The organism is Falsibacillus pallidus (assembly GCF_003350505.1).
Lineage (GTDB): Bacteria > Bacillota > Bacilli > Bacillales > DSM-25281 > Falsibacillus > Falsibacillus pallidus.
This window is the reverse complement of sequence record NZ_QQAY01000001.1, coordinates 391,392-415,636: the sequence shown is the minus strand read 5'-3', so window position 1 is coordinate 415,636 and position 24,245 is coordinate 391,392. Positions and strand designations below refer to the sequence as shown.

Sequence of the window (24,245 nt, the reverse complement as noted above, 5' to 3'; positions counted from 1 at the left end):
AGATAGAGTTTATTACTAGGAGGTGCAGCAATGACGAAGTATGTTTTACAGCGTGTAATATACATGATTATTACTTTATTTATCATTGCTTCGTTTACATTTTTCCTCATGAAAATACTGCCTGGTTCACCGTTTAACGACCAGAAGCTATCTGCAGAACAGGTTCATATCATGAATGAAAAGTATGGATTGAATGATCCCGTTCCTGTTCAATATGCACATTATATCTTTGGCTTGCTTAAAGGTGACATGGGAGTATCATTTCAATTCGATAACCACGGCGTAACTGAGCTAATCCTCGAACGAATCGGACCTTCCGCTATGCTAGGTTTCCAAGCTATGTTTGTAGGTACCCTTCTTGGGGTCATTTTAGGGGTTTTGGCAGCTATTTATCAAAATACATGGGTGGATTACAGCAGTACCTTCATTGCTGTTCTTGGAAAATCAATCCCATCCTTCGTATTCGCTGCACTTTTGCAGTATGTGCTGGCTGTTAAATTTGAAATATTCCCTGTGGCATTCTGGAATGGGTTCTCATCCAGCATCTTGCCTACTATCGCATTGGCCATGTTCCCAATTGCGACAGGAGCACGTTTTATGCGTTCAGAATTAATAGAAGTATTAGGTTCCGACTATATAACATTGGCAAAAGCAAAAGGTGCTTCATCTTTTGAAATTGCATTCAAACATGCATTCCGTAATGCTTTGATTCCATTGATTACAGTATTGGGACCATTAGCTGTAAGTCTAATGTCCGGATCCCTGGTAGTTGAAAAGATTTTCTCTATTCCGGGAATTGGTGAACAATTCGTTAAGTCCATCATGACAAATGACTACCCGATTATTATGGGTACAACACTTTTATTCGCATTTGCTTTAATCGCAATCATTTTGGTTGTCGACTTGCTATACGGTGTAATCGACCCTCGAATTCGTTTAGCGGGAGGTAAAAAATAATGAATCAGCCAGAAAAAATCTCAAAAGAATTATTTCAGCCCGCTAATATTGATACATCATCAGGTGAGCGCATTGCAAAGCCCAGCTTGAACTATTGGCAAGATGCATGGCTGCGTGTCAAAAAGAATAAAGGGGCCCTATTTGCTCTGATCCTTCTTATCATTTTGGCGTTCATGGCTTTTGCAGGCCCACATATGACGAAACATAACTATAAAGAACAAAACCTTGCCTTTGCGAATCTGCCTCCGAAAGTTCCAGGTCTTGAAAAGCTTGGAATCTTTGATGGAAAAATGCAGCTTGGCGGTCAAGAAGTAGACATGTATGAAAGAAAGAATGTTGACGAATATTTCTGGTTCGGTACTGACGGACTTGGACGTGACCTTTTTGCAAGAACGTGGAAAGGAACACAGATTTCCCTATACATTGCCATATTGGCAGCCTTCATTGACATGGTCATTGGTGTGGCTTACGGCGGAATTTCAGCATTCTATGGCGGACGCACCGATAATATCATGCAGCGTATCCTTGAAGTTCTAGTAGGTATACCGAATATCGTTGTAGTAATCTTGATGATTTTAGTTCTGGAACCAGGAATATTATCCATCACAATCGCAATTACCATCACGGGCTGGGTAGGTATGGCACGTGTTGTTCGTGGACAAACACTGAAATTAAAGTCACAGGAATATGTCCTCGCTTCCCGTACATTGGGTGAGAGCAATGGGAAAATCATCTTTAAACATTTGATTCCTAACTTGGCGAGTGTCATTATCATCAACACTATGTTTACAATTCCGAGTGCTATCTTCTTCGAAGCATTCTTAAGCTTTATCGGACTGGGTCTTCAGGCTCCGGCAGCATCACTTGGTACATTGATTGAGGACGGATACCGCACTATGCAGATCCTTCCGCACATCATGTTGTTCCCGGCAATCATTATCTGTTTGTTGATGATTGCATTCAACTTATTGGCAGATGGTCTACGAGACGCATTAGATCCTAAGATGCGTGATTAATAAGGGTGGTGAAATAATGGAAAAGTTATTAGAAGTAAAAGATTTGCACATATCTTTTCACACCTTTGCAGGTGAAGTACAAGCAATTCGTGGAGTGAACTTCGACTTATACAAAGGGGAAACACTCGCGATAGTTGGTGAATCAGGTTCAGGTAAATCCGTAACGACTAAATCAATTATGCGATTATTGCCTGAGCAAAGTGCTGAATTTAAATCTGGAGAAATCCTTTTTAACAATAAAGATTTGACCAAAGCATCTGAAAAAGAAATGCAGAAAATCCGTGGAAAAGACATCTCGATGATCTTCCAGGATCCAATGACTTCCTTGAACCCAACGATGACAGTTGGAAAGCAGATAATGGAACCATTGTTGAAGCATCAAAATTTAGGCAAAGCAGAAGCGCGCAATCGTGCACTCGAACTGCTTAAACTTGTTGGGATCCCAAAACCTGAAGTTCGTCTGAAGCAATATCCTCACCAATTCTCTGGTGGTATGAGACAGCGTGTCGTTATTGCGATTGCATTAGCATGCAATCCACAGGTTCTTATTGCGGATGAGCCGACAACTGCATTGGATGTAACAATCCAAGCTCAGATTCTTGAATTGATGAAGGCTTTACAAAAGAAAATTGATACATCCATTATTTTCATTACACATGATTTAGGTGTAGTGGCAAATGTAGCGGATAGAGTAGCAGTTATGTACGGTGGAAAAATTGTGGAAGTGGGTACAGTGGATGAAATCTTCTATAACCCACAGCATCCATATACATGGGGATTAATCAGTTCCATGCCTAACCTTGATGCTGCTGATGCAGAGTTATATGCGATTCCTGGTACTCCTCCAGATTTATTGGATCCTCCAAAAGGAGATGCATTTGCAGCTCGTAATGAATTTGCGCTGAAAATCGATTTGGAAAAAGAGCCTCCAATGTTCAAGGTTTCTGACACTCATTATGCAGCAACATGGCTTCTGCATCCGGATGCTCCGAAAGTTGAGCCGCCGGAAGCTGTGAAGGTTCGTATGCGCAAATTCCCTTCAGCGAAAACATCTTTATCAAAGGGAGGGCGTTAAGAAATGGCAGAAAAATTACTTGAAATCAAAAACCTTAAGCAGCACTTCAACGTAGGACGCCCTAACGAGGTTAAAGCAGTTGACGGTCTCACTTTTGATATTTATAAAGGAGAGACATTAGGGTTGGTTGGCGAGTCAGGCTGTGGAAAATCAACGACTGGCCGTACAATCATCCGTTTGTACGATGCGACAGATGGTGAAGTACTATTCGATGGGGAAAATGTTCATGGAAAAAAATCCAGGGCAGAATTGAAAAAATTCAATCGCAAAATGCAGATGATTTTCCAAGATCCATATGCATCTTTGAATCCCCGTATGAAAGTAGCGGATATCATCGCCGAAGGTATTGATATCCATGGTCTTGCAAAATCAAAAGAAGAGCGCATGAAAATTGTCTATGATCTTCTTGAAACGGTTGGATTGAATAAAGAGCATGCGAACCGCTATCCGCATGAATTCTCAGGCGGGCAAAGACAGCGTATCGGAATTGCACGTGCTTTGGCTGTAGATCCAGAGTTCATCATTGCGGATGAGCCGATTTCAGCGCTTGATGTTTCCATCCAAGCGCAGGTTGTTAACCTTCTAAAAAAATTGCAGAAAGAAAAAGGCCTGACATATCTGTTCATTGCGCATGACCTGTCAATGGTAAAATACATTTCAGACCGTATCGGTGTTATGTATTTCGGTAAATTAGTCGAGTTGACAACATCTGAAAAATTGTATAAGAATCCTTTGCATCCCTATACACAGTCACTTCTTTCAGCGATTCCGCTTCCGGACCCGGAATACGAACGGTCCAGAAAGAGAAAAACCTACGATCCGAACGTACATGATTATAAAGACGGGGAAGACGTACAAATGAGGGAAGTAGCACCTGGTCATTTCGTCCTTTGCTCTGAAAAGGAATTTGTCCAATACCAAGCACAATATAAACATGATTAATAAATAGAAAAAAACGATCCTAATTGGATCGTTTTTTTTTGTCCTTTATCTCATTTCCTCGGAAATTTCGACACAAACTTAACAAGTTAGAATAAAAAATATAAAGGGAATTCTCTTTTTATGTTTAATAACTATAAATAGGGGGAAAAGAGATAATTGGATATAGTGTTGGAAACGTCTAAAAAAGTTTAATCACTTCTTCCGCCAACCTTATTCCAGCCAGATTGAATGGAAGCTGATTTTTCCACGAAAAACCTTTTATTCTTTCCACCGAATAATTTTTCTCCTATTCCATTTGTCAAAACGCCCATTATGGCCGTTAACCCGATGACGAATGCGGAGAAAAGTATCAAATCAATCACATACTCAGTCATCATAAACCTCCATCTTTATATTTAATCGCTCTCTAACCATTAAGTATTGCCATTGGACTTGCTGCGCTTATTTCATTGTATGCCGGAACCTGAATGAAAAGCAGTAGTAATCGCAATAATATAAATACAAAGATGGGAGCTTATTGATTGAGAATAAGTTCAGGAGGAGCAGAAAAATGCATTGGTATGAAAAATTGAATCAGTATTTTCCCGTTGTGGAAATGAAATCGAAAGAACATATGGAGACATTATTGAAAGATAAGGGTGAGATCTACCATAAGGATGAAGGTCCACTACACGTATTGATGTATGTTGAACTTGAAGATTTTACTTTCATTGATTATTTATTTGTCTCCAAAGATGCAAGGGGCCAAGGACTTGGACATAAGTTAATTGAAAAGTTGAAAAAGAAAAACAAGCCAATTATATTAGAAGTTGAACCAGTAAATTATGAAGATACGGATACTGAGAAAAGACTTCGGTTTTATAAGAGGGAAGGATTTGAGCATGCCCAGAACATTGGTTATCGCAGGCGTTCATTAGCTACTAATGAAATCAATGCAATGGAAATCCTTTATTGGGCTCCTAATAATGAGTCCGAAGAACAAGTTTATGAAGCAATGAAGAAAACATACGAAATGATTCATACTTATAAGGACACAGATTTTTATGGTGCATCATATCAGCCGGTGAATGAAGTGTTGACATATGATGAAGACACGAAGGATTCAGAAGATATATTAAAGGATATTTAATGCAGAAGGTGTGGCATAAAGCCGCACCTTTTTATATTCAAAAAACTTTAAAAAGGCATGTTTATATGCAGTAAATAAGGGGTAATGTATTATATCAAACGAATTTTGACAAAAATTGTACAATGTATGTATAACAATTATTACATATTCCAAAATGTATGTTCAATTATATTTAAATAGTGTATAATACACAATATAGATTTTTTATTTATAGTAATTATAAACTAAAAATCCATAAGATAACTAAAATCCATTATTATATAGGAGTGTGAATGAAGAATGGTTACATTATACACTTCCCCAAGCTGCACATCATGTAGGAAAGCAAGAGCATGGCTAGAGGAGCATGAAATTCCATATACGGAAAGAAATATTTTCTCAGAACCTCTTAGCTTAGAGGAAATCAAAGAGATCCTTCGTATGACAGAAGACGGTACAGATGAAATAATCTCAACCCGCTCAAAGATATTCCAAAAGCTGAATGTGGATTTAGAAACTCTTCCTCTGCAGCAGTTATTTGAATTGATTCAATCAAATCCTGGTCTTTTAAGACGTCCGATCATCATTGATGAAAAGCGCCTTCAAGTTGGCTATAATGAAGACGAGATTAGAAGATTCCTTCCTCGTAAAGTAAGGACATTCCAATTGCGTGAAGCGCAAAGAATGGTCAATTAATTTTTAACTATAAAGGCCTGCCCATAATATGTTCGGCTGCAAGTTCGAGACAAGAAGTTTCAACGCTGCATTGCTGTACATTACCGGCAGGCTTTTTCTTATTCATTTAAGATGGGCTGAGAAAATTCGAACATTCATCACCAGTCTTTTGAATTGAAAAAATATTCTGACTTGAAATTTTTATTTGAATGGGCTAAAATAGCCAAAACGACCCAATTGAAAAAAGGACTTGATGGGCATTTGATTATTTTGTTCAAGAAATAGTACATTTTGTTTCCATTTTAGACCTTATTATCATAAAATAAGAGTACAAGGTACAAAATACTTTGTACAGCTTCAACATCGATTTGAGCAGATGCTCGGGGGTGTAGTCCCTTCATCACTTTAACAAAGAAGGGAGAGTTGAAAGTGGAAATCGAGAGAATTAACGAAAATACGGTTAAATTTTATATTTCGTATCTTGATATAGAAGAGAGAGGTTTCGATCGCGAAGAAATTTGGTACAATCGCGAGCGTAGTGAGGAACTCTTTTGGGAAATGATGGATGAAGTCCATCAGGAAGAAGAGTTTTCAGTAGAAGGTCCTTTATGGATTCAGGTACAGGCGCTTGACAAAGGCTTGGAAGTCCTAGTGACTAGAGCACAGATGTCCAAGGATGGCCAGCGTTTTGAACTGCCTATTCCGGAAGATAAATTAAAGGATTTGCCTGTGGATGAAAGAATTGAAGAACTTCTTGATCAGCAGTTTCAATTAAGGCAGCAGGATTCGGATAATGAGGATTCACTTGAATTTCTATTATCATTCAAAGACATTGAGGATGCCATATCATTGTCAAAGCGTCCTGGTTTAGAGCATTTAAATACAAAGTTGTTCTCATTTGAGGATAAATATTATTTATATGTTGAGTTTCAGGAAGATGTATTTGAAGAAGATGAAATCGACAACGTGTTGAGTGTGCTTCTCGAATACGGAAATGAAACACAGATGACCATCCATCGGTTAGAAGAATACGGTAATATTGTAATCGATAAAGATGTATTTTCTGTCCTTAATAAACATTTTAGCTGAAAGGCTTCAACACCGATTTCCATGAGAAATCGGTTTTTTTATCGCTCAGGTGCGTTAATTAGAATGGGATCATGACTGGCGGTGGATTCACGTGAAAAACACAGTAAGATTAGTCTTGTTTTTAGCAGCGTTAACCGGTGTATACATTATTATGAAAGATTGGCTTGAGTATGATGTATTAAAATATCTCAGCTTTATCATTACACTATCAGTGATTTTTATCGGGGTAGTGATATTTTTGGAAAACCGGCATCCCACACAGACGCTCACATGGCTGGTCGTGCTTGGGAGTTTTCCGTTATTGGGATTCGTTTTTTATCTCCTTTTCGGAAGGAATTATCGAAAAGAAAAGATGTTCAGGGAAAAATACATCCTTGATAAAGAAGCTTTTATAAAATATGAAGATTTTCCAGAGAATCATGAACCCAGGCTTGAGAAGCTCGGGGATCACCAAAAGAAGCTTTATCACCTTGCTCAAAAGCTTGGGCATAGTCCGGTGTCCTTCTCGACTGCTACTAAAGTACTGACAAATGGACAAGAGACTTTTCAATTCATCAAGGAAGAATTAAAACGTGCACGACATCATATTCATATGGAATATTACATTGTACGAAATGATGAACTTGGGCAGGAAATAAAATCGATCCTAATAGACCGCGCCAAAGCAGGTGTGAAAATTCGTTTCCTTTATGATGCAGTTGGTTCGTGGAAGCTCTCTAAACGATATATCTCTGAATTGAAGGCTGCAGGTGTCGAAGCCATTCCATTCGGACCGGTAAAGGTTCCTTTTTTGAACAATAAGTTTAATTTCCGAAACCACCGAAAAATCATTGTGATTGATGGAAAAGTTGGGTTTGTAGGCGGGTTGAATATCGGAGATGAATATTTAGGGAAAAATGACCACTTCGGCTTTTGGAGAGATACCCATTTAATGGTACATGGAGAAGCTGTAAAATCTCTTCAGCTCATATTTTTTCAAGATTGGTATTACATGACAAGTGAACATTTCCTGGATGAAAAATATCTTCATGCAGAGCCGCCGGAGCTTTTTCAGGATGGTGGGGTGCAGATGATAGCAGGGGGACCAGATAATGAATGGAGTGTTTTGAAAGACATCTTTTTTGCGATGATCAATTCTGCTGAGCATTCTGTCTGGATTGCCTCTCCATATTTTATCCCTGATGAAGATATTTTTTCTGCTTTAAAGATTGCTGCCTTGAGCGGAATCGATGTACGATTGCTTGTACCAAACCGCCCAGATAAAAGAATCGTATTTCATGCCTCCAGATCGTATTTTCCGGAGCTGCTAGCGGCAGGGGTCAAAGTGTATGAGTATGAAAAAGGATTTATGCATAGTAAAATTGTGATTGTCGATAATGAACTTGCTTCAATTGGGACTTCGAATATGGATATGAGAAGCTTTCATTTGAATTTTGAAGTCAATGCTTTTTTATATAGGACCTTAAGCACCCAGACGTTAGTGAAGGAATACCTCCATGATTTGGAAAATTCCAATGAACTGAATCTGGATACATTCAAGGACCGGCACATCGGATACAGGCTTCTGGAGTCCACATCGAGGCTTTTATCGCCTTTGCTCTAGAAATTAGACCGCGCATAATATTGGGCGGTTTTTTTCATTTTTGCAGGGTTTATTGAATGGATGAAGAATGATAATGAACAAGGAGGTGAAGTTGTGATTTCTGCCAAAAATGAAAATGGAGATTTCACTGTATTATGGAAAAAGCCCATAAACGAAATTGAACGAATAAGACGAACCCAAAAGTTTTACTGCCCTCACTGTGGTGATTCACTGCTTATAAAAGCAGGGAGCATCAACATTCCCCATTTCTCCCACAAAAGTCAATCCGCCTGCAGCAGTCTCAGCGAATCAGAATCCATTCAGCATTTAAATGGTAAGCTTGATATTTTCAATTGGTTAAAACAGTTCTATCCGGATTCAGTTGAGCTTGAACCGTATCTCGAGGAAATCGGACAAAGGCCGGATATCCTTATGATGGCCCAGGGACAGATTTATGCCATAGAATATCAATGTTCTTCGATACCATCCTCCCTTATTCAAGCCCGGACAAAAGGCTATCACGAGATGAATATAAAACCCATTTGGATAATGGGAGATGCGCCTATCAGAAAAGGGAAGGAAGGGAATACAAGCATCTATAAACTTTCACCATTTCAATGGTCCTTTGCCCAGATGTCCTCAAATGGCAGTCCAATACTCCTTTCTTACTCCCCTGATAGTAAAGTCATGGGTCAATACTCAAAAATTTTTCCTCTTACACCATCAAAAACGTTTGCTGCTCCACTCATCTCTCCCTTAACTAAACTGGACCCTTCACAAATTCTTTTTAATCCTGCAGATTCTTTTACACAATATCCTATAAAAAGATGGATTGATGAAAAAAATAAATGGATGCAGCAGCGTGTCCATTACAGCAGATGGAAAAGGGATCGTTTCTTATTGGCCATTTATGAGAATGGGCTAAATCCATTTTTGCTTGCTCCTCAAATAGGCCTTCCTGTCTCTTATATGTGCTCTGTATCGTCTCATCCATTAGAATGGCAGCTTTATATTTGGACGGATACACTTAATCACAATAAGGGTAAAATAATCGATATGGACAGGTGCCTGCAAAATGTTCAAAAAAGAATTCATAGAGGGGATATCAAAAAAAGGCCGCTGCCGCTGTTTTCTATTGATTTTACGGAGCGGATGGTCTCTTCTTATCTACATCTGCTTGTGAGAACAGGACACCTGAAAATTTGTGGCAAGAATAAATTTATGTATGTAAAGGAATTCAATTTTTATCTCAATATGGAGATGGGGATAGAAGAGGAAAAGAACTATTATATGACCATCATTAAGGATATAAATCGTCAATTAATAGAGAGAATTACGTTTTTCTAGAAGGATTTCCCTTGTTTACATCGAATTGATGAGAGATAGGTAAAATTTTTCGTAACACGAAAGAATGGGGGAATTTAGAGATGGAAAACTCTACTGCGACAAAGGCATTGCCAAAGCGTAAAGAAGTGCCTGAAGAACTGACATGGAAATTAGAAGATATCTTTGGATCAGATGAAAAATGGAATGAAGAATATAGCGAAGTAAAGGATATGCTGAAAGACGCTGATTCCTTTAAAGGAAAGCTTGGCAGCAGTGCAGAAGACTTGTTGAAGCTATTGAAATATCAGGATGAGGTCTTGGAAAAGATGGGGAAAATCTATACCTATTCCCATATGAAGTATGACCAGGATACCACGAATTCGACTTATCAGGGGATGGATGATAGAGCCAAGAACCTCTATACCCAGATTTCCAGTGCTTTTTCCTATGTGGTTCCTGAAATTTTATCCATCGATGAAGAGAAACTTACAAAATTCGTTGAAGGAAATCAGGATTTACAGCAATATAAGCACGCACTTGAAGAAATCAACCTTCAAAGGCCGCATGTACTTTCTTCGGAGGAAGAGGCACTGCTTGCACAGGCTGGAGAGGTCTTCATGGCTTCAAGCAATACGTTCGGGATGCTGAATAATGCCGACCTTGAATTCCCATCCATTGAAGATGAGAACGGTGAGGAAGTAGAAGTCACTCACGGCAGATATACCCGCTTTTTGGAAAGTGCTGACCGTCGTGTAAGGGAAGATGCATTCAAAGCTGTTTACAGTACCTATGGAAAGTATCGAAATACTTTTTCCAGCACCCTGAGCGGACAGGTGAAAACAGATAACTTCAATGCTAGGGTTCGCAACTATGATTCAGCGCGTCATGCAGCCCTTTCTGAAAATAATATTCCGGAAAGTGTATATGATAATCTGGTCAATACTGTAAATGACAATCTGCACCTGCTTCACCGCTATGTAAAGCTGCGCAAAAAGATTCTTGGTGTTGATGAATTGCATATGTATGATTTATACACACCACTTGTGAAAGAAGTAAAAATGGAAATTCCATATGACGAAGCAAAAGATATGATCCTTGAAGGCCTGGCTCCATTGGGTGAAGAATATAGAAATGTTCTTGAAGAAGGATTTTCAAACCGGTGGGTAGATGTTGTTGAAACTAAAGGGAAGAGAAGCGGCGCCTATTCTTCAGGAGCATATGGGACTAATCCGTATATCTTGATGAACTGGCAGGATAACGTCAATAATTTATTTACGCTGGCTCATGAATTCGGCCACAGTGTACACAGCTACTATACACGCAAGTCACAGCCGTATACGTACGGGAACTATTCTATTTTTGTAGCTGAAGTAGCGTCTACATGCAACGAGGCTTTGCTGAATGACTACTTATTAAAAACCATCGATGATGAGAAGAAGCGCATCTACCTTTTGAATCATTATTTGGAAGGCTTCAGGGGCACGGTGTTCCGTCAGACGATGTTTGCGGAATTCGAGCATCTGATCCATAAGAAAGCTCAAAATGGCGAAGCATTGACAGCAGATTTGCTGACAGAAGAGTATTATAAGCTAAACCAAAAATACTTCGGAAGCGAAGATATCGTGATTGATGAAGAAATCGGTTTGGAATGGTCCAGGATCCCGCATTTCTACTACAATTATTATGTATATCAATATGCAACAGGATTCAGTGCTGCAACTGCCTTGAGCCAGCAGATTCTGGACGAAGGCGAAGAAGCTGTTTCAAGATACATCGGCTTCTTGAAGTCAGGAAGCTCTGACTATCCTATCGAAGTACTGAAAAAAGCAGGAGTGGACATGACGACTTCAGAACCAATTGAAGCGGCTTTGAAAGTATTCGAAGAAAAGTTAGCCGAACTAGAAGAGCTATTAGGATAAAAGGAAAAGAGGATGGCATTTGCCCTCCTCTTTTCCTTTTGTTTCCACTAAAATCGTCTTTTGAACCCTTTGAATCTCTTTCTTTGATTAAAGTAGAAAACAAGCAGAAATAAAGAAAAAAACAAAAAAGGCGACGTTATTAAAATAGGATAGATCTCCAATAAGCCCAGGACATTGAACCAAAAAGCGGCCAAAAAAAGGAGGATGAACCCGATAAGAAACCAGTTCAATTTCATAGCATGTCACTCCGGATAAGCAGTATAAGCTATATATATGAAAGAGAATGGGATCTATTCCAACTAATCAGGTATCTTGGAAAGCTTTTTGACAATATTGTGAAATAACTAACATGCACTTGCAAATACAAGTCTCCCCATGCTATATTACTAGTGTGAAGTTGATCACATACAAACATATACCCCTTTGTTTGACCGTGAAAAATTTCTCCCATCCCCTTTGTTCGTAAAATGGAAACCCCTGGCTATGCCAGGGGTTTCTTGTGTTTATTTATTATTTTAAAATATCATTTGGACTCAATGTATTTCCAAAAAGAACCGTGTTTAGCTGGTATCTTTTTGACCTTTTGCTGCAAAGCCCATTTCTTCATTTCTTTTTCAACCTCTGAAATGGACATTTCATAAACCTCTGCAATTTCTTTGGATGCTACCACCTTATAATGCTTCAGAAAAGCATTTAGGCTAGGTGTAGGTGCAGGTTCAGGTTCCTCGTCAAGAAGTTCTGAGAGGATCTGTACATATACCTTAAACGGATATAATCCAGTTACTTTTAAACCTTCATCTTCAATGTTTTCATTAAAAAAAACAAGGGTTGGAATTTCTGAAACTTCCATTTCAGAAGAAATTTTTAGATCGCATTGCAAAGCTTTCGCGACGCTGGCAGAATGGATGTCTTTCATAAATTCCTCGGTATCAAGCCCGACCGTTTTTGCACATTCAAGTAAAATATCCAGGTGAGAAATATTCTCCTTCTTAAGAAAAAGAAATTCCTGTAATATCCTTAAGAACTTGGAAGCAGCTCTTTTTCCTTGAAGCTCGGCAGCTTTAATCGCCATTGACGCTAAATAGGGAGCAGAAATAGGATTCTCGAACCAAAGACTTCCATCACATGACATGCCTGTACGGCATGCAGTCTTTTCCCAGGAATCTGCAATATTCTCAGGGGTTTGAGCAGCGGTGTTCAATCTTGCAAGCTTGCTGCTGACTACATGTTTTAGTGTGAAAAAACGACCGTACTGGATCTGAAGCTTCTTCATGATAGGTTCAAGAGCCCAGCATTCGGGACAGAGCGGATCGATGAACATATAGATCTCCAACGGCTTTTTTAGCTGTCCGCAGCTGTTTGAATCATTCCATGCAGTCATATCCATCAAATCTCTTCACCCAGTTCTTCTTCCGTGATATTTACCATATGCCGGGCGGTCAATGTCAATCTTGCGAAAAATTCATCCCTGATTTGTCCTTCGAGACCGACTTCGTCCATCGCCTCTTTCATACAGCCGAGCCAAGCCTGAGCCCTTGTCGGTGTGATAGGATGGGGCAGATGGCGAGCCCTCATCATTGGATGCCCGTGTTCCTCTGTATATAAAGGGGGACCTCCGAGATATTGGGTCAGGAACTGCTTTTGCTTCCTAGCGGTTTCAGTAAGATCGTCAGGAAAGATGGGGAATAAGTCAGGATGTTTTCCAACTCTTCTATAAAATGCATCCACCAGCATCGAGAGTTTTTCCTCGCCAATCAATTTAAAAGGCGTAGCATCTTTCTCGATCATATTGGTAACTCCTTTACCTTTTAGATTATTTCCATTGTAGCAAGGGAAATGGGATAACTCAAACAAATCGCTTTGTCCCGCTGTCTGAATACTAATATGTTTGATGATTTTACTTCATTCTATTCTATGAATCAAAGAAAAAAGCCCTGCAATGTCTAAAATGGACATGCAAGGCTTATAGTCAGCTGAGGAAGAAGGATTTTACCTTCTCAACATATTTTTGTGTTTCTTTAAATGGAGGAATGTCTCCATACCGGTCGACATTTCCCGGACCGGCGTTATACGCTGCCAATGCCAAATCTACGTTGCCGGAGTACTTGTTCATCATTTGCTTTAAATATTTGGTCCCTGCAAAGATATTTTCTTCCGGATCATGGATATTGGATACTCCCAGCGCTTTTGCCGTTGAAGGCATCAATTGCATCAATCCAGCTGCTCCTGCCGCACTTTTGGCTTCGGGATTGTAATTAGACTCCTGTTTGATGACGGCGTGAATCAATTTCGCCGGCAGGCCAAATGCATCAGAAGCTTTTTGTATGATGCTGTCAATAGAATGAAATTCACTGTCCGACTTGCCTGTTATCGGCGTTTTCAAACGATCATTTAACTGGATAGGGACGGTTTGATTCAATTTAGATAATAAAAGCGAAGTTCCTTCACCTATTTTTTGCGTGCCGTTTTCTGCTGATTGAATGATTTCATTTAATAGATCTGAGAACAGATTATCTTCGGTATCCTTATTAAATATGGATGTTTCTCCGTTCCCGGTTATATTTTTGATTGCCTGCAGCTGCATCAAGGAATTAAGAGAGTTAATAGAAGTCATTAGTGAACCTCCTGGATTGAGCTTTATGAATTAAATTTTGCTAAGTAAAAGCGTTTGATTTTATTTTCCGTTTCCCGAATGGGGATTCGATGTTCTTCCAATAATTGATTGAATAAATTTTTCCCGGATTGGAAATCTTTCACTTCATATTCTATCTCATAATCTTCAAAATTTAAATAGGAGCTATGGTCCAAAACAAGCAGGCCGCCTTTATAATCTGCTTCGGCCCGATTCGTCTGCAGGGTGCCAAAATAGCTGAGGCAATCCATATCAATAGATAGTTCCGTTAAACGATCGACAACTTCACCGGGAGGAAAGGCATGACCTTTCAAATAAGAATCTACTTCCTCCGCCTCAACCGGCTGATGAGTTTCGAGCAGCCCTACTTCCGCAGGTTCCTTTAACGTCAGCACAGCTTTGTCATTTTTCATCCTTATTCTTAGAGCAGAACCCAGCTCTTTCAACTTAAAGTCTTCACTATCGAAGTAGTGGTTCACTTGAGAGGTAAAGGATCGGTCTTCTATCCCGAATGATTTCTTCAAAGATTCAAATTCTTTTTTGCTTAATAGATTTTTGAATTCAATTTCAATTTCCTTTGACATACCGAAACTCCTTTTCAACAAGAAAATTCTATTCCATTATTCCTTTAAAAGTCTATTTCATCAATCCTTAGATGTATTGAGAATCATATGGTAAAATACTAAAAGAAGCAATAGGAAGGAGATTTACTATGAGAAAGACATTACAACTGAAGAATGCTGAAAAACTCAGCAATGCACTTATTTTACATAGTGAAGAAAAGTATCCCCTCAGCGAGTTGAAGCCGGCTGGACAACTAATTGTTGATTCTGATGCAGTGGCATTTGTTTATTTGGCAGAAACGGAAGAAGACTATGTATACATTTACCTTCCGGAGAGTGTATGGGGAGATATGAAATCGGCACTTGATGAACAAATCACGATTAAAGCCGTTTCAGGGGATGAGGAGCTTGTCCTTGAAAATATCCATGAGGAACTGGCTTATCTGATTGAAAATATAGAAGGCAACAGCAATTATGGCGAAGAAATGGTCAAAAAAGCAGAGAGTGTCTTCCTTTCTAAGTAAATAGCAGGCTGAATGAGGTGAATGTGATGAAACACTGGGAGCTTTTTTTAGCGCCATATAAACAGGCTGTTGACGAATTGAAAATCAAGTTGAAAGGGATGCGGACACAATTCGAGATGGATGGTGTACATTCCCCGATAGAATTTGTTACAGGCAGGGTCAAACCGATAGCGAGCATTTTAGATAAAGCCAACCAGAAAGGGATTCCCCTTGATCGTCTTGAGTCAGAGATGCAGGATATCGCCGGCCTTCGAATGATGTGTCAATTTGTAGATGATATCAAGCCGGTTGTTGAGATGCTCAGGAAGCGGAATGATTTTGAAATTGTTGAAGAAAGAGACTATATTTCACATAAAAAGCCGAGCGGTTATCGTTCCTACCATCTTGTCATTCAATATCCCGTGCAGACGATCGATGGAGAAAAGAAGATTCTGATGGAAATTCAAATCCGGACGCTTGCCATGAATTTCTGGGCGACAATCGAACATTCATTGAATTATAAATATCGGGGGCAGTTTCCTGAAGAGATTAAAATGCGGCTGAAAAGAGCTGCTGAAGCTGCATTCCAATTGGATGAAGAGATGTCTCAGATCAGGGAAGAAATTCAAGAAGCGCAGGTGTTTTTCTCAAAAAAGAAAGAAATACATAATGAAAGTAAAAAGAAATCCTAGTCCAATGAATGAAGAGGGTGCTCATAATGAAATTTGCCATTAAATCGAAGGGCGATTCGAAATCAAATACATTAATGCACAAAATGAGGACATATCTGCAGGACTTTGAGCTGGAGTATGACGAAGAACAGCCGGATATTGTCATCTCCGTTGGTGGTGACGGCACCTTGCTTTATGCTTTTCACCGCTACAGCTCACGGTTGGATAAGACGGCATTTGTCGGGGTCCATACTGGGCATTTGGGGTTCTATGCCGACTGGGTGCCTGAGGAAATTGAAAAGTTAGTTATTGCAATAGCCAAGACCCCTTATCAAATCATTGAATACCCTCTTCTTGAAGTGATCATCCGGTATGAGCATGGGGGCAAAGAGACAAGGTATCTCGGACTGAATGAATCTACCGTGAAAGCAGTAGAAGGGACCCTTGTCATGGATGTGGAAATCAGGGGAGAGCACTTTGAGCGATTCCGCGGCGACGGATTGTGCGTTTCCACGCCATCAGGAAGTACAGCCTACAATAAAGCCCTTGGCGGAGCGATCATTCATCCATCCCTTCCGTCCATTCAGCTAGCGGAAATGGCTTCGATCAATAACAAGGTTTTCCGCACCATTGGATCACCATTGATATTGCCAGCTCATCATACATGTATGCTTAAGCCTGTTAATAAATCAGATTTTTTAATTACAGTTGACCATCTGACTCTACTGCATAAAGATGTAAAGTCCATTCAATTCAGGGTGGCTGATGAAAAAATCCGTTTTGCAAGGTTCCGTCCGTTCCCATTCTGGAAAAGGGTCCATGATTCATTCGTGGCAGACTGAAAGGGAATCGGCATGAATTCATTTGTTCTTACGTGGGAGATAGATGACGCCGGCAAAGAAATGAGCATTAAAGATTTCCTTGCTGCCAGGGAGATCTCCAAAAGAGCATTGACGGATATTAAGTTTTCAGGTGGACGCATTGAAGTCAATGGACAGGTAGTAAATGTAAGGTATCTTCTCAAGACAGGGGATAAGCTGACGGTCCTTTTCCCTCCGGAAATACCGAGCAGCGGGCTATTGGGACAGGATATCCCGCTCGATATCGTATATGAAGATGATCATGTGCTGGTAATAAATAAACCACCAGGAATGAATACTATACCTTCGAGAGACCGACCAGATGGCAGCATCGCAAACGCTGTCCTCGGGCTTTACAACAAAAAAATGATAGGTGCGACCATCCATATAGTGACAAGGCTGGACCGTGATACATCAGGTCTGCTTCTTATCGCTAAAAATAGGTACTGCCACCACCTCCTATCAAAACAGCAAAAAACGAATCAATTGACCCGGACGTATTTAGCAGTCGCAGAAGGCAATATCAGTCCTGAAAAAGGGGTCATTGATGCCCCGATTGGAAGAAAGCCGACAAGCATCATTGAGAGGGAAGTCAATGAACAGGGGAAAAAAGCAGTGACGCACTATGAAGTAATCCGTTCGCAGCCTTCCCACTCATTGGTGGAGTTAAAGCTTGAAACGGGCAGGACACATCAAATCCGTGTACACATGTCTTATATAGGCCATCCACTCGCTGGAGACGACCTGTATGGCGGCAGCACGGAACATATAAAAAGGCAGGCCCTCCATTGCGTGAAACTTGAATTTTATCATCCGATACAAGATGAAAAACTCATTTTCACAGCAGATCTGCCGAAGGATATGGAACAACTGGCAAAGGCAGACTTCTAATAAGTCTGCCTTTTAATCAAAATCCCTGAATTTCTCCGGAACATACGGCATGGATGATGGCACATCCACGATTTCCATTTCAGGATATCTCAATGCCGTAAGTTTCCCGCCGAATACAGCTCCTGAATCAATATTGACGGTCCGGTTTATGAACCGTGCGTCCTGGACAGGAGTGTGCCCGTAGACAATCAATGAGCTGCCTTTATAATGTTTCGCCCAGTCCCTTCTAACAGGCGATCCATCTGGATTTCTTTCCCCTGTAATGTCGCCATACAGAACGAATGTCTTTACTTTTTCATTCATTTTTCCAATATAGTCCCCACGGATTCCTGCGTGCGCAAGAATGAGGTTTCCTTCATCAAGCAAGGAATAAAGCGGGGCTTCTTCATAGAGTATTTTGAATGCATCGGTGATTTTTGAACGTTCAGCAGGAGCAAGCCGATCCAATTCTTCCACTGTCGTTTCAAGTCCATGGGCAATCATCACTTTATTTCCTAATAAGTAGCGATACAATTTATTGCAGTGATTCCCAGGGACATAGTGTGCCAGCCCATTTTTCCAGAGGTCATATACAATCTGAACAACCTCCATTGAATTTTTGCCCCGATCTGTCAAGTCACCGACAAAACCGAGCACTCTATTTTCAGGATGGATTGGAATGCCGCTGATCCACTCGTAGCCCATCTTAATGGTAAGTTCTTTAAATTCATCTATGCATCCATGAATATCTCCAATAATATCGATTTTCAGCAAGATCACTCAACTCCCGGTTATTACTATCAACATTCTTATTGTATACATATTCATCCAATCATACTGTAACATGACGGTGATAAAAATAGGAAATAATGAAGAAGAGGATCAGTCTTTTAACAAGACAATCAAGGGCAATTTTGCTAGTATATTGGAATGAAGCTAAAGGAGGGGATGATTGTTGAGTGAAAATACAAAGGAGCTGGAGCGCAGCGCATTCGAAAAATTAGAAGCGGCTCTCAAAAACAATGATATTGATGCATTCCGCAGTGAATTCATGGATATGCATCCTTATGATCAAACACAGTTTTTCTTGAAAATGGATAAAGATGATCGAAGGGAACTTTACCATTTTTTATCCCCTGATGAAATGTCGGAAATATTCCAAAATATAGAAGTAGAGGAAGAAGACTATCAGGACATCCTTGAAGAAATGAATCCCAAGTATGCCGCAGATATGATTTCGAGCATGTACACAGATGATGCTGTAGATGTCTTGAACGAGCTTGATAAAGATCATGTGGCAAGCTATTTAACCATAATGGATGAAGAAGCAGCAGATGAAATAAAAGAACTTCTTCATTATGAAGAATATACAGCAGGAAGCATCATGACAACGGAGTTCATTTCCATTGCAGCGAATCAGACAGTCCGATCTGCTATGTATATTCTTAAGAAAGAAGCCCCGAATGCTGAAACAATCTATTATGTTTATGTAGTGGATGATGAAAAAAGGCTTGTGGGGGTCATTTCTCTAAGGGATTTGATTATCAGCGATGATGATACCATGATATCTGAAATCATGTATACGCGTGTGATGGCTGTCTCAGCAGCAGAAGATCAGGAGCAGGTAGCCAAGAAAATGAAGGATTACGACTTTCTTGCTGTTCCTGTCGTGGATTTTCAAAGGCATTTGCTGGGGATCATCACGGTTGATGATATCATTGATGTCCTTGATGAAGAAGCATCTGACGATTATTCAAAGCTTGCGGGTGTTTCCGATGTCGATACATTGGATAAAAATCCATTTTCCGCAGCAAAAAAGCGCCTTCCTTGGCTGATTGTCCTATTATTTCTCGGTATGTTCACTGCAAGTCTGATTGGAAGGTTTGAAGAAACACTGAGCAAAGTGGCTATTTTGGCCGTATTCATTCCACTGATTGGCGGTATGTCCGGAAATACAGGGACACAGGCACTTGCTGTAGTGGTCCGCGGGATTGCAACAGGGGACTTAGAAAGGGAAAGCAAGTGGAAACTCCTATTAAGAGAACTCGGGACTGGCCTCATTACTGGGACCACTTGTGGAATAATTGTGATGCTAGTCGTGTATTTATGGCAAGGGGAGTTCTTTCTTGGCATATTGGTCGGCATTTCTATATTAGCCTCGTTGATTGTTGCCACTCTGGCTGGTGCCCTTGTCCCTTTACTGATGCACCGGCTGAAGATAGATCCCGCTGTGGCTTCCGGTCCGTTCATCACAACAATCAATGACATCATTTCAATATTGATTTATTTTGGGATCGCCACTGCTTTTATGAGTAAATTGACTTAAAAGATAACAAAAATAAAGAGACTTTTGGGGAAAGGGGTGGTCTTGATGGAACAGCATGCCTCCGTAGCATCGCTTGTTATCGTCATATTGGCTGCATTCATTACACCGATACTCCTGCACAGATTTAAACTGACATTCATTCCGGTAGTAGTTGCAGAGATATTGGTGGGACTAATTATAGGGAAATCAGGGTTTAATCTTGTGGAGCAAGATATGTGGATTGGGACGCTTTCCACCCTTGGCTTTATTTTCTTGATGTTCTTGAGTGGTGTAGAGATCGATTTTGCTGCGTTTAAAGGGAGCCAAAAAAGAGAAATGCTTCCCAGCGGCAGATTGGAGCCGAATCGCTTTCTTGTCGCTTGCGTAATTTTTTCGGGGATCTTTGTCATCTCACTAGGACTATCCTATTTATTTGTATTTTTTGGATTGATACAAAATGCACTTTTAATGACATTGATTATATCGACCATTTCCCTTGGGGTGGTCGTGCCAACTCTCAAGGAAGAGCATCTGATGAATACCGGAATCGGACAGATCATTTTGTTGATCGCTGTCATTGCCGATTTGGCGACTATGGTCTTGCTTTCCGTATTCGTGTCATTAAACGATCAGGGATCGGGAAATATGTGGCTCTTGCTGATATTATTTGGTGCAGGTGTCGTACTTTATTTCCTTGGTAGAAGGTTTCAAAACCTTAATATATTTGAAAAATTATCAGCTGGAACCGTTCAAATTGGCACTCGTGCGGTCTTCACGCTAATTATTTTATTAGTGGCATTATCAGAGTCCCTTGGAGCTGAAAATATCCTTGGCGCCTTCCTTGCAGGGGTACTAGTTTCACTCTTGTCCCCGAATCAGGAAATGGTTCAAAAGCTCGATTCATTTGGCTATGGATTCCTCATTCCCATATTCTTTGTAATGGTCGGGGTAGATCTCGATCTTTGGACGCTTTTGAGCGACAAGAAAATGCTTTTGCTCATTCCCTTATTGATAGCAGCATTCCTTCTTTCTAAATTCATCCCGGTTTATGCTTTGAAGAAGTGGTATGATTCCAAGACCGTCATTGCTTCTGCATTCCTTCTGACATCAACACTGTCATTGGTCATTGCAGCTGCCAAGATCGCAGAAAGACTGAATATCATCTCAACTGAAATAAGCGGAACACTCATATTAGTGGCAGTCATCACCTGTGTGATTACACCAATTTTCTTCAAAAAATACTTCCCGAAGGAAATTGCCCAGGCCAAAAAAATCAAGGTGGCTTTTGTTGGTGCGAATCAGCTTACCCTTCCAGTTTCAAGAGAATTGGAATCAAGCTTATATCAGCCAATCCTATTCCATACGAAATTGGAAAAATCCGATAAGCAAATTTCCGACTCTTTATTTGAGATCCGTGAAATTGAGGATTATGAACTGGAAACATTGGAACAAGAAGAGCTGTTTTCATTCGATATCATTGTCATGTCGACCGGCAGCGAGGAACTTAATGCCATGCTCGCTCTTTCAGCCAAAGAAAATGGCGTTCAGCGAGTCATTGCGCTGGTGGAAAGTCCTGACCTGGAAGAAAGCCTTTTGGAGCATGATATTGAAATCTTCTCCGCACTCCTTTCCAATAAGACATTGTTAAGAGGTCTCATCGAGTCGCCGAGCTTAATTAATATCCTGACGAATAAAGAAACTTCCCTATATGAAATCAGGATGACGAATATGCAGTTCCACGGAATGACTCTGAGGGAATTCCCGTTCACGGGGGATATCATTTTTGTCAGGATTTTCAGGGGCAAGGATTCTATCGTACCGCATGGGGATACAGAGCTTAAAGAAAACGACCGCCTCATTGTCACGGGATCAAAAAAATATGTAGACGAATTGAAGCGGGAACTTGAATTCTGTGAACGTTGTTAGAAAAGAAAAGAGGGGTTTAAAAACCTCTCTTTTTCATAGGCTGTTTTCGTAAACATTTTTGTTAACTTTGAGAAAAGAGCCTTTTCATATCAAATAAATTAAAGGGGATGAACGGCAATGAATAAAGAGGAACTTGAAAGGATTAGACAAAAGTTATTGGATAGTTTCATCACACTCAATAAAGGTGATATTAATACGAAGCCAGGTCATGAAAAATGGAGCATCTCCCAAGTCGTACTCCACGTCGCCGGAGCAGAGACGCGTTTTATGCATGCCGCGTTCCAAGGTCTTAAAGAAAATAAAAAAACAAATCCAGCTGATGTTGATCTTTCTGTCTTTGATGATCCATCCAAGAAATTAAAAGCTCCCATTGAGCCTCCTGAAGAGTGGAAAGGGAAGGATGAACTTGTGGAGGTCTTGAAGAATTCCAGGGAAATGACCTTTGAATTTCTTGACAAGTATAAAGAAAGTGATCTTTCCGGTATTAGTCTTAATCATCATCGTTTTGGGGAAATGCCGATCTGGCAGATTTTTGAGCTCGTCGGAAAACATGAGAATCGGCATATTCATCAAGTTGAAGACATAAAGAAGCAGCTGGGATTGTGAGTCCTCTTTTCAATTCCTATAAAATGAGGTAATATTAGTACTAGGTACTAATAACTTGTGATAAACGGAGGTTAAATCATGAACTTATCGTTAGAGAATAAAACATTTATCGTTATGGGTGTGGCAAATAAGCGAAGCATTGCTTGGGGAATCGCACGTTCGCTGCATCAATCTGGTGCAAATTTAGTCTTTACATATGCCGGTGACCGCTTGGAGAAGAGTGTACGCGAGTTGGCTGAAAGCTTGAACCCAGAATATCTAGTCATTCCATGCGATGTAACAAATGATGAAGAGATTGAAAAGAGTTTTGCTCAAATCAAAGAACAGACAGGCAGTGTACATGGGATTGCTCACTGTATTGCTTTTGCAAATAAAGAAGAGTTGAACGGGGAATACATGAACACAACAAGAGAAGGATTCCTTTTAGCTCAAAATATCAGCTCATATTCATTGACGGCTGTGGCGAAGGCAGCACAAAAGCTTGAGCTAATGGACCAAGGCGGCAGCATGGTCACCCTTACTTATCTTGGAGGAGAGCGTGTCCTTGAGAATTACAATGTTATGGGTGTGGCAAAAGCTTCACTTGAAGCGAGTGTCAGATATTTGGCAAGCGACCTTGGGAAATACGGAGTTCGCGTCAATTCCATTTCAGCTGGGCCAATCCGTACACTATCTGCTAAAGGAGTCAGCGACTTCAATACCATTCTTAAAACTATTGAAGAAAGATCTCCGCTTAGAAGAACGACTACTCCAGAAGAAGTGGGCGACACAGCTGCATTCTTATTCAGCGACCTTGCAAGAGGAATCACAGGCGAAAATATCCATGTAGATTCCGGATACCACGTGTTGGGATAATACAAGTGAATAATAAATATTAAAAAGGCGGCCGTCGATGATGGCCGCCTTTGTTATGCTCAAAAATATAGGCCCGCCTCCAAAGGAAGGCGGACCATAAATAGGGGGGAAGGAGAAGATTCTTTTCCTTCATGTGATAAAGATACCACCTGAAAATTAAAAATTAATGAGGACCCAGTAAATTTTTCGTTAAAGATTTCATTGGGAAACGTATTTCAATTTATTGCATACATATAGAATGGCAGGGGAAGGCAGGAGGTGAAATTAGGTGAAGAATGATTCAAAAACCAACCAGGGTATAAAAGGACCGCTCATCTATATTCAGCAGCCGGACTTCCATATTGAAAAAACGAATATGCAGGAAATTTACATTTCAAAGGAAGAGACTGAGCTGAAGCAGGCGGTTAAACCGAACAGCGAATTGAATGAAGAAGCCCAGACAGCTCATGAGAATAAAAATAATAGCCCAAAAGAGGAAGTAGAGAATACGTCAGATTCAATCAGTCAAACAGGAACATACGAATTCAAACCGGTAAAACCTTTCAGAATGATGGAACTGGATGAAAAAATAGCGTATCTTGCGAAATTTTCCGGAGGAAAGGCCCCATTCCCTTGTGAGTTTATGACAAATGAACTTAGAGTGAAGGGAATCATTCATCGTATTCATGGACCGCTGATTGAAATCAAAACATTTACAGACGATTTTTTTGTTGTTCATCAAAATGATCTATTAGAAATCAAAATGATTGGCATTATGTAAGACCG

At 40.2% G+C, this 24,245-nt stretch carries 25 protein-coding genes; 19 read left to right on the top strand and 6 right to left on the bottom strand.

Annotated features, from left to right (window positions below; all coding sequences use genetic code 11):
* The first annotated feature begins 30 nt into the window (after positions 1-30).
* From opp3b to DFR59_RS02085, 4 genes are read left to right on the top strand one after another with little or no spacing between them, the layout of a single operon-like run.
* Complete coding sequence (gene opp3b / locus DFR59_RS02100) at positions 31-957, top strand: oligopeptide ABC transporter permease (RefSeq protein ID WP_114743972.1); 927 nt, start codon at positions 31-33, stop codon at positions 955-957.
* On the top strand, positions 957-1,973 hold the full coding sequence (gene opp3C / locus DFR59_RS02095; protein WP_114743971.1) for an oligopeptide ABC transporter permease: 1,017 nt from the start codon (positions 957-959) through the stop codon (positions 1,971-1,973). The genes opp3b and opp3C overlap by 1 nt, the downstream gene beginning before the upstream one ends.
* 16 nt (positions 1,974-1,989) lie before the next feature.
* On the top strand, positions 1,990-3,048 hold the full coding sequence (locus DFR59_RS02090; RefSeq protein WP_114743970.1) for an ABC transporter ATP-binding protein: 1,059 nt from the start codon (positions 1,990-1,992) through the stop codon (positions 3,046-3,048).
* Positions 3,049-3,051: 3 nt separating this feature from the next.
* On the top strand, positions 3,052-3,990 hold the full coding sequence (locus tag DFR59_RS02085; protein WP_114743969.1) for an ABC transporter ATP-binding protein: 939 nt from the start codon (positions 3,052-3,054) through the stop codon (positions 3,988-3,990).
* A 188-nt stretch (positions 3,991-4,178) separates the two neighbouring features.
* Here the strand turns inward: DFR59_RS02085 and DFR59_RS02080 are convergent, their stop codons facing one another.
* On the bottom strand, positions 4,179-4,364 hold the full coding sequence (locus tag DFR59_RS02080) for a hypothetical protein (protein WP_114743968.1): 186 nt from the start codon (positions 4,362-4,364) through the stop codon (positions 4,179-4,181).
* A gap of 176 nt (positions 4,365-4,540) precedes the next feature.
* Here DFR59_RS02080 and DFR59_RS02075 point away from each other — a divergent pair, with 176 nt between their 5' ends.
* From DFR59_RS02075 to pepF, 6 genes are all read left to right on the top strand, one after another.
* Positions 4,541-5,119 carry a GNAT family N-acetyltransferase gene (locus tag DFR59_RS02075; RefSeq protein WP_114743967.1) on the top strand — a complete coding sequence of 193 codons (579 nt, stop codon included), beginning with the start codon at positions 4,541-4,543 and terminating at the stop codon, positions 5,117-5,119.
* Positions 5,120-5,398: 279 nt separating this feature from the next.
* On the top strand, positions 5,399-5,794 hold the full coding sequence (gene spxA / locus DFR59_RS02070; RefSeq protein WP_114743966.1) for a transcriptional regulator SpxA: 396 nt from the start codon (positions 5,399-5,401) through the stop codon (positions 5,792-5,794).
* Positions 5,795-6,202: 408 nt separating this feature from the next.
* The gene (mecA, locus tag DFR59_RS02065; protein ID WP_114743965.1) at positions 6,203-6,862 is read left to right on the top strand and encodes an adaptor protein MecA; all 660 of its coding nucleotides are present in this window, start codon (positions 6,203-6,205) and stop codon (positions 6,860-6,862) included.
* A 91-nt stretch (positions 6,863-6,953) separates the two neighbouring features.
* Positions 6,954-8,465, top strand: coding sequence for a cardiolipin synthase (gene cls, locus DFR59_RS02060; RefSeq protein ID WP_114743964.1), 1,512 nt, complete (start codon positions 6,954-6,956; stop codon positions 8,463-8,465).
* Between the two features lie 93 nt (positions 8,466-8,558).
* On the top strand, positions 8,559-9,791 hold the full coding sequence (locus tag DFR59_RS02055; protein WP_158538286.1) for a competence protein CoiA: 1,233 nt from the start codon (positions 8,559-8,561) through the stop codon (positions 9,789-9,791).
* 80 nt (positions 9,792-9,871) lie between these two features.
* Positions 9,872-11,689, top strand: a complete 1,818-nt coding sequence (gene pepF / locus DFR59_RS02050) for an oligoendopeptidase F (protein WP_114743962.1) — start codon at positions 9,872-9,874, stop codon at positions 11,687-11,689.
* Positions 11,690-12,212: 523 nt separating this feature from the next.
* Here the strand turns inward: pepF and DFR59_RS02040 are convergent.
* From DFR59_RS02040 to DFR59_RS02025, 4 genes are all read right to left on the bottom strand, one after another.
* Positions 12,213-13,076 carry a ClpXP adapter SpxH family protein gene (locus tag DFR59_RS02040; protein WP_114743960.1) on the bottom strand — a complete coding sequence of 288 codons (864 nt, stop codon included), beginning with the start codon at positions 13,074-13,076 and terminating at the stop codon, positions 12,213-12,215.
* Entirely contained in the window at positions 13,076-13,477 is a 402-nt protein-coding gene (locus tag DFR59_RS02035; RefSeq protein ID WP_114743959.1) for a globin domain-containing protein, read from the bottom strand. The genes DFR59_RS02040 and DFR59_RS02035 overlap by 1 nt, the downstream gene beginning before the upstream one ends.
* Positions 13,478-13,658: 181 nt before the next feature.
* Positions 13,659-14,303 carry a lytic transglycosylase domain-containing protein gene (locus tag DFR59_RS20465; RefSeq protein WP_170137255.1) on the bottom strand — a complete coding sequence of 215 codons (645 nt, stop codon included), beginning with the start codon at positions 14,301-14,303 and terminating at the stop codon, positions 13,659-13,661.
* 23 nt (positions 14,304-14,326) lie between these two features.
* Positions 14,327-14,905 (bottom strand): CYTH domain-containing protein, encoded by a 579-nt coding sequence (locus DFR59_RS02025; RefSeq protein ID WP_114743958.1) that lies wholly within the window; start codon positions 14,903-14,905, stop codon positions 14,327-14,329.
* A 128-nt stretch (positions 14,906-15,033) separates the two neighbouring features.
* Between DFR59_RS02025 and DFR59_RS02020 the strand changes: the two genes are divergently transcribed.
* The 4 genes from DFR59_RS02020 to DFR59_RS02005 are packed head-to-tail and all read left to right on the top strand — an operon-like array spanning position 15,034 to position 17,809.
* Positions 15,034-15,408: a UPF0738 family protein gene (locus DFR59_RS02020; protein WP_114743957.1), complete on the top strand. Its 375-nt coding sequence runs from the start codon at positions 15,034-15,036 to the stop codon at positions 15,406-15,408.
* Between the two features lie 26 nt (positions 15,409-15,434).
* Entirely contained in the window at positions 15,435-16,079 is a 645-nt protein-coding gene (yjbM, locus tag DFR59_RS02015) for a GTP diphosphokinase (protein WP_114743956.1), read from the top strand.
* A 26-nt stretch (positions 16,080-16,105) separates the two neighbouring features.
* Positions 16,106-16,900: an NAD kinase gene (locus tag DFR59_RS02010; protein ID WP_114743955.1), complete on the top strand. Its 795-nt coding sequence runs from the start codon at positions 16,106-16,108 to the stop codon at positions 16,898-16,900.
* A gap of 12 nt (positions 16,901-16,912) precedes the next feature.
* Complete coding sequence (locus DFR59_RS02005) at positions 16,913-17,809, top strand: RluA family pseudouridine synthase (protein ID WP_114743954.1); 897 nt, start codon at positions 16,913-16,915, stop codon at positions 17,807-17,809.
* Between the two features lie 12 nt (positions 17,810-17,821).
* Here the strand turns inward: DFR59_RS02005 and prpE are convergent, their stop codons facing one another.
* Positions 17,822-18,559 (bottom strand): bis(5'-nucleosyl)-tetraphosphatase PrpE, encoded by a 738-nt coding sequence (gene prpE, locus DFR59_RS02000; RefSeq protein WP_114744235.1) that lies wholly within the window; start codon positions 18,557-18,559, stop codon positions 17,822-17,824.
* A 205-nt stretch (positions 18,560-18,764) separates the two neighbouring features.
* Here prpE and mgtE point away from each other — a divergent pair, with 205 nt between their 5' ends.
* The 5 genes from mgtE (at position 18,765) to DFR59_RS01975 (ending at position 24,240) form a co-directional block, all read left to right on the top strand.
* Positions 18,765-20,114: a magnesium transporter gene (mgtE, locus tag DFR59_RS01995; protein WP_425454687.1), complete on the top strand. Its 1,350-nt coding sequence runs from the start codon at positions 18,765-18,767 to the stop codon at positions 20,112-20,114.
* A gap of 45 nt (positions 20,115-20,159) precedes the next feature.
* The gene (locus DFR59_RS01990; protein ID WP_114743953.1) at positions 20,160-22,019 is read left to right on the top strand and encodes a monovalent cation:proton antiporter family protein; all 1,860 of its coding nucleotides are present in this window, start codon (positions 20,160-20,162) and stop codon (positions 22,017-22,019) included.
* Between the two features lie 117 nt (positions 22,020-22,136).
* The gene (locus tag DFR59_RS01985) at positions 22,137-22,625 is read left to right on the top strand and encodes a DinB family protein (protein ID WP_114743952.1); all 489 of its coding nucleotides are present in this window, start codon (positions 22,137-22,139) and stop codon (positions 22,623-22,625) included.
* A gap of 78 nt (positions 22,626-22,703) precedes the next feature.
* Entirely contained in the window at positions 22,704-23,480 is a 777-nt protein-coding gene (fabI, locus tag DFR59_RS01980; protein ID WP_114743951.1) for an enoyl-ACP reductase FabI, read from the top strand.
* A gap of 268 nt (positions 23,481-23,748) precedes the next feature.
* Complete coding sequence (locus DFR59_RS01975; protein ID WP_114743950.1) at positions 23,749-24,240, top strand: CotO family spore coat protein; 492 nt, start codon at positions 23,749-23,751, stop codon at positions 24,238-24,240.
* Positions 24,241-24,245: the final 5 nt, after the last annotated feature.

Coding starts and splice junctions, on each gene's coding strand:
- opp3b (WP_114743972.1), top strand. CDS start 31: ATGACGAAGTATGTTTTACAGCGTGTAATATACATGATTATTACTTTA.
- opp3C (WP_114743971.1), top strand. CDS start 957: ATGAATCAGCCAGAAAAAATCTCAAAAGAATTATTTCAGCCCGCTAAT.
- DFR59_RS02090 (WP_114743970.1), top strand. CDS start 1,990: ATGGAAAAGTTATTAGAAGTAAAAGATTTGCACATATCTTTTCACACC.
- DFR59_RS02085 (WP_114743969.1), top strand. CDS start 3,052: ATGGCAGAAAAATTACTTGAAATCAAAAACCTTAAGCAGCACTTCAAC.
- DFR59_RS02080 (WP_114743968.1), bottom strand. CDS start 4,364: ATGACTGAGTATGTGATTGATTTGATACTTTTCTCCGCATTCGTCATC.
- DFR59_RS02075 (WP_114743967.1), top strand. CDS start 4,541: ATGCATTGGTATGAAAAATTGAATCAGTATTTTCCCGTTGTGGAAATG.
- spxA (WP_114743966.1), top strand. CDS start 5,399: ATGGTTACATTATACACTTCCCCAAGCTGCACATCATGTAGGAAAGCA.
- pepF (WP_114743962.1), top strand. CDS start 9,872: ATGGAAAACTCTACTGCGACAAAGGCATTGCCAAAGCGTAAAGAAGTG.
- DFR59_RS02040 (WP_114743960.1), bottom strand. CDS start 13,076: ATGGATATGACTGCATGGAATGATTCAAACAGCTGCGGACAGCTAAAA.
- DFR59_RS02035 (WP_114743959.1), bottom strand. CDS start 13,477: ATGATCGAGAAAGATGCTACGCCTTTTAAATTGATTGGCGAGGAAAAA.
- DFR59_RS20465 (WP_170137255.1), bottom strand. CDS start 14,303: ATGACTTCTATTAACTCTCTTAATTCCTTGATGCAGCTGCAGGCAATC.
- DFR59_RS02025 (WP_114743958.1), bottom strand. CDS start 14,905: ATGTCAAAGGAAATTGAAATTGAATTCAAAAATCTATTAAGCAAAAAA.
- DFR59_RS02020 (WP_114743957.1), top strand. CDS start 15,034: ATGAGAAAGACATTACAACTGAAGAATGCTGAAAAACTCAGCAATGCA.
- yjbM (WP_114743956.1), top strand. CDS start 15,435: ATGAAACACTGGGAGCTTTTTTTAGCGCCATATAAACAGGCTGTTGAC.
- DFR59_RS02010 (WP_114743955.1), top strand. CDS start 16,106: ATGAAATTTGCCATTAAATCGAAGGGCGATTCGAAATCAAATACATTA.
- DFR59_RS02005 (WP_114743954.1), top strand. CDS start 16,913: ATGAATTCATTTGTTCTTACGTGGGAGATAGATGACGCCGGCAAAGAA.
- DFR59_RS01990 (WP_114743953.1), top strand. CDS start 20,160: ATGGAACAGCATGCCTCCGTAGCATCGCTTGTTATCGTCATATTGGCT.
- DFR59_RS01985 (WP_114743952.1), top strand. CDS start 22,137: ATGAATAAAGAGGAACTTGAAAGGATTAGACAAAAGTTATTGGATAGT.
- fabI (WP_114743951.1), top strand. CDS start 22,704: ATGAACTTATCGTTAGAGAATAAAACATTTATCGTTATGGGTGTGGCA.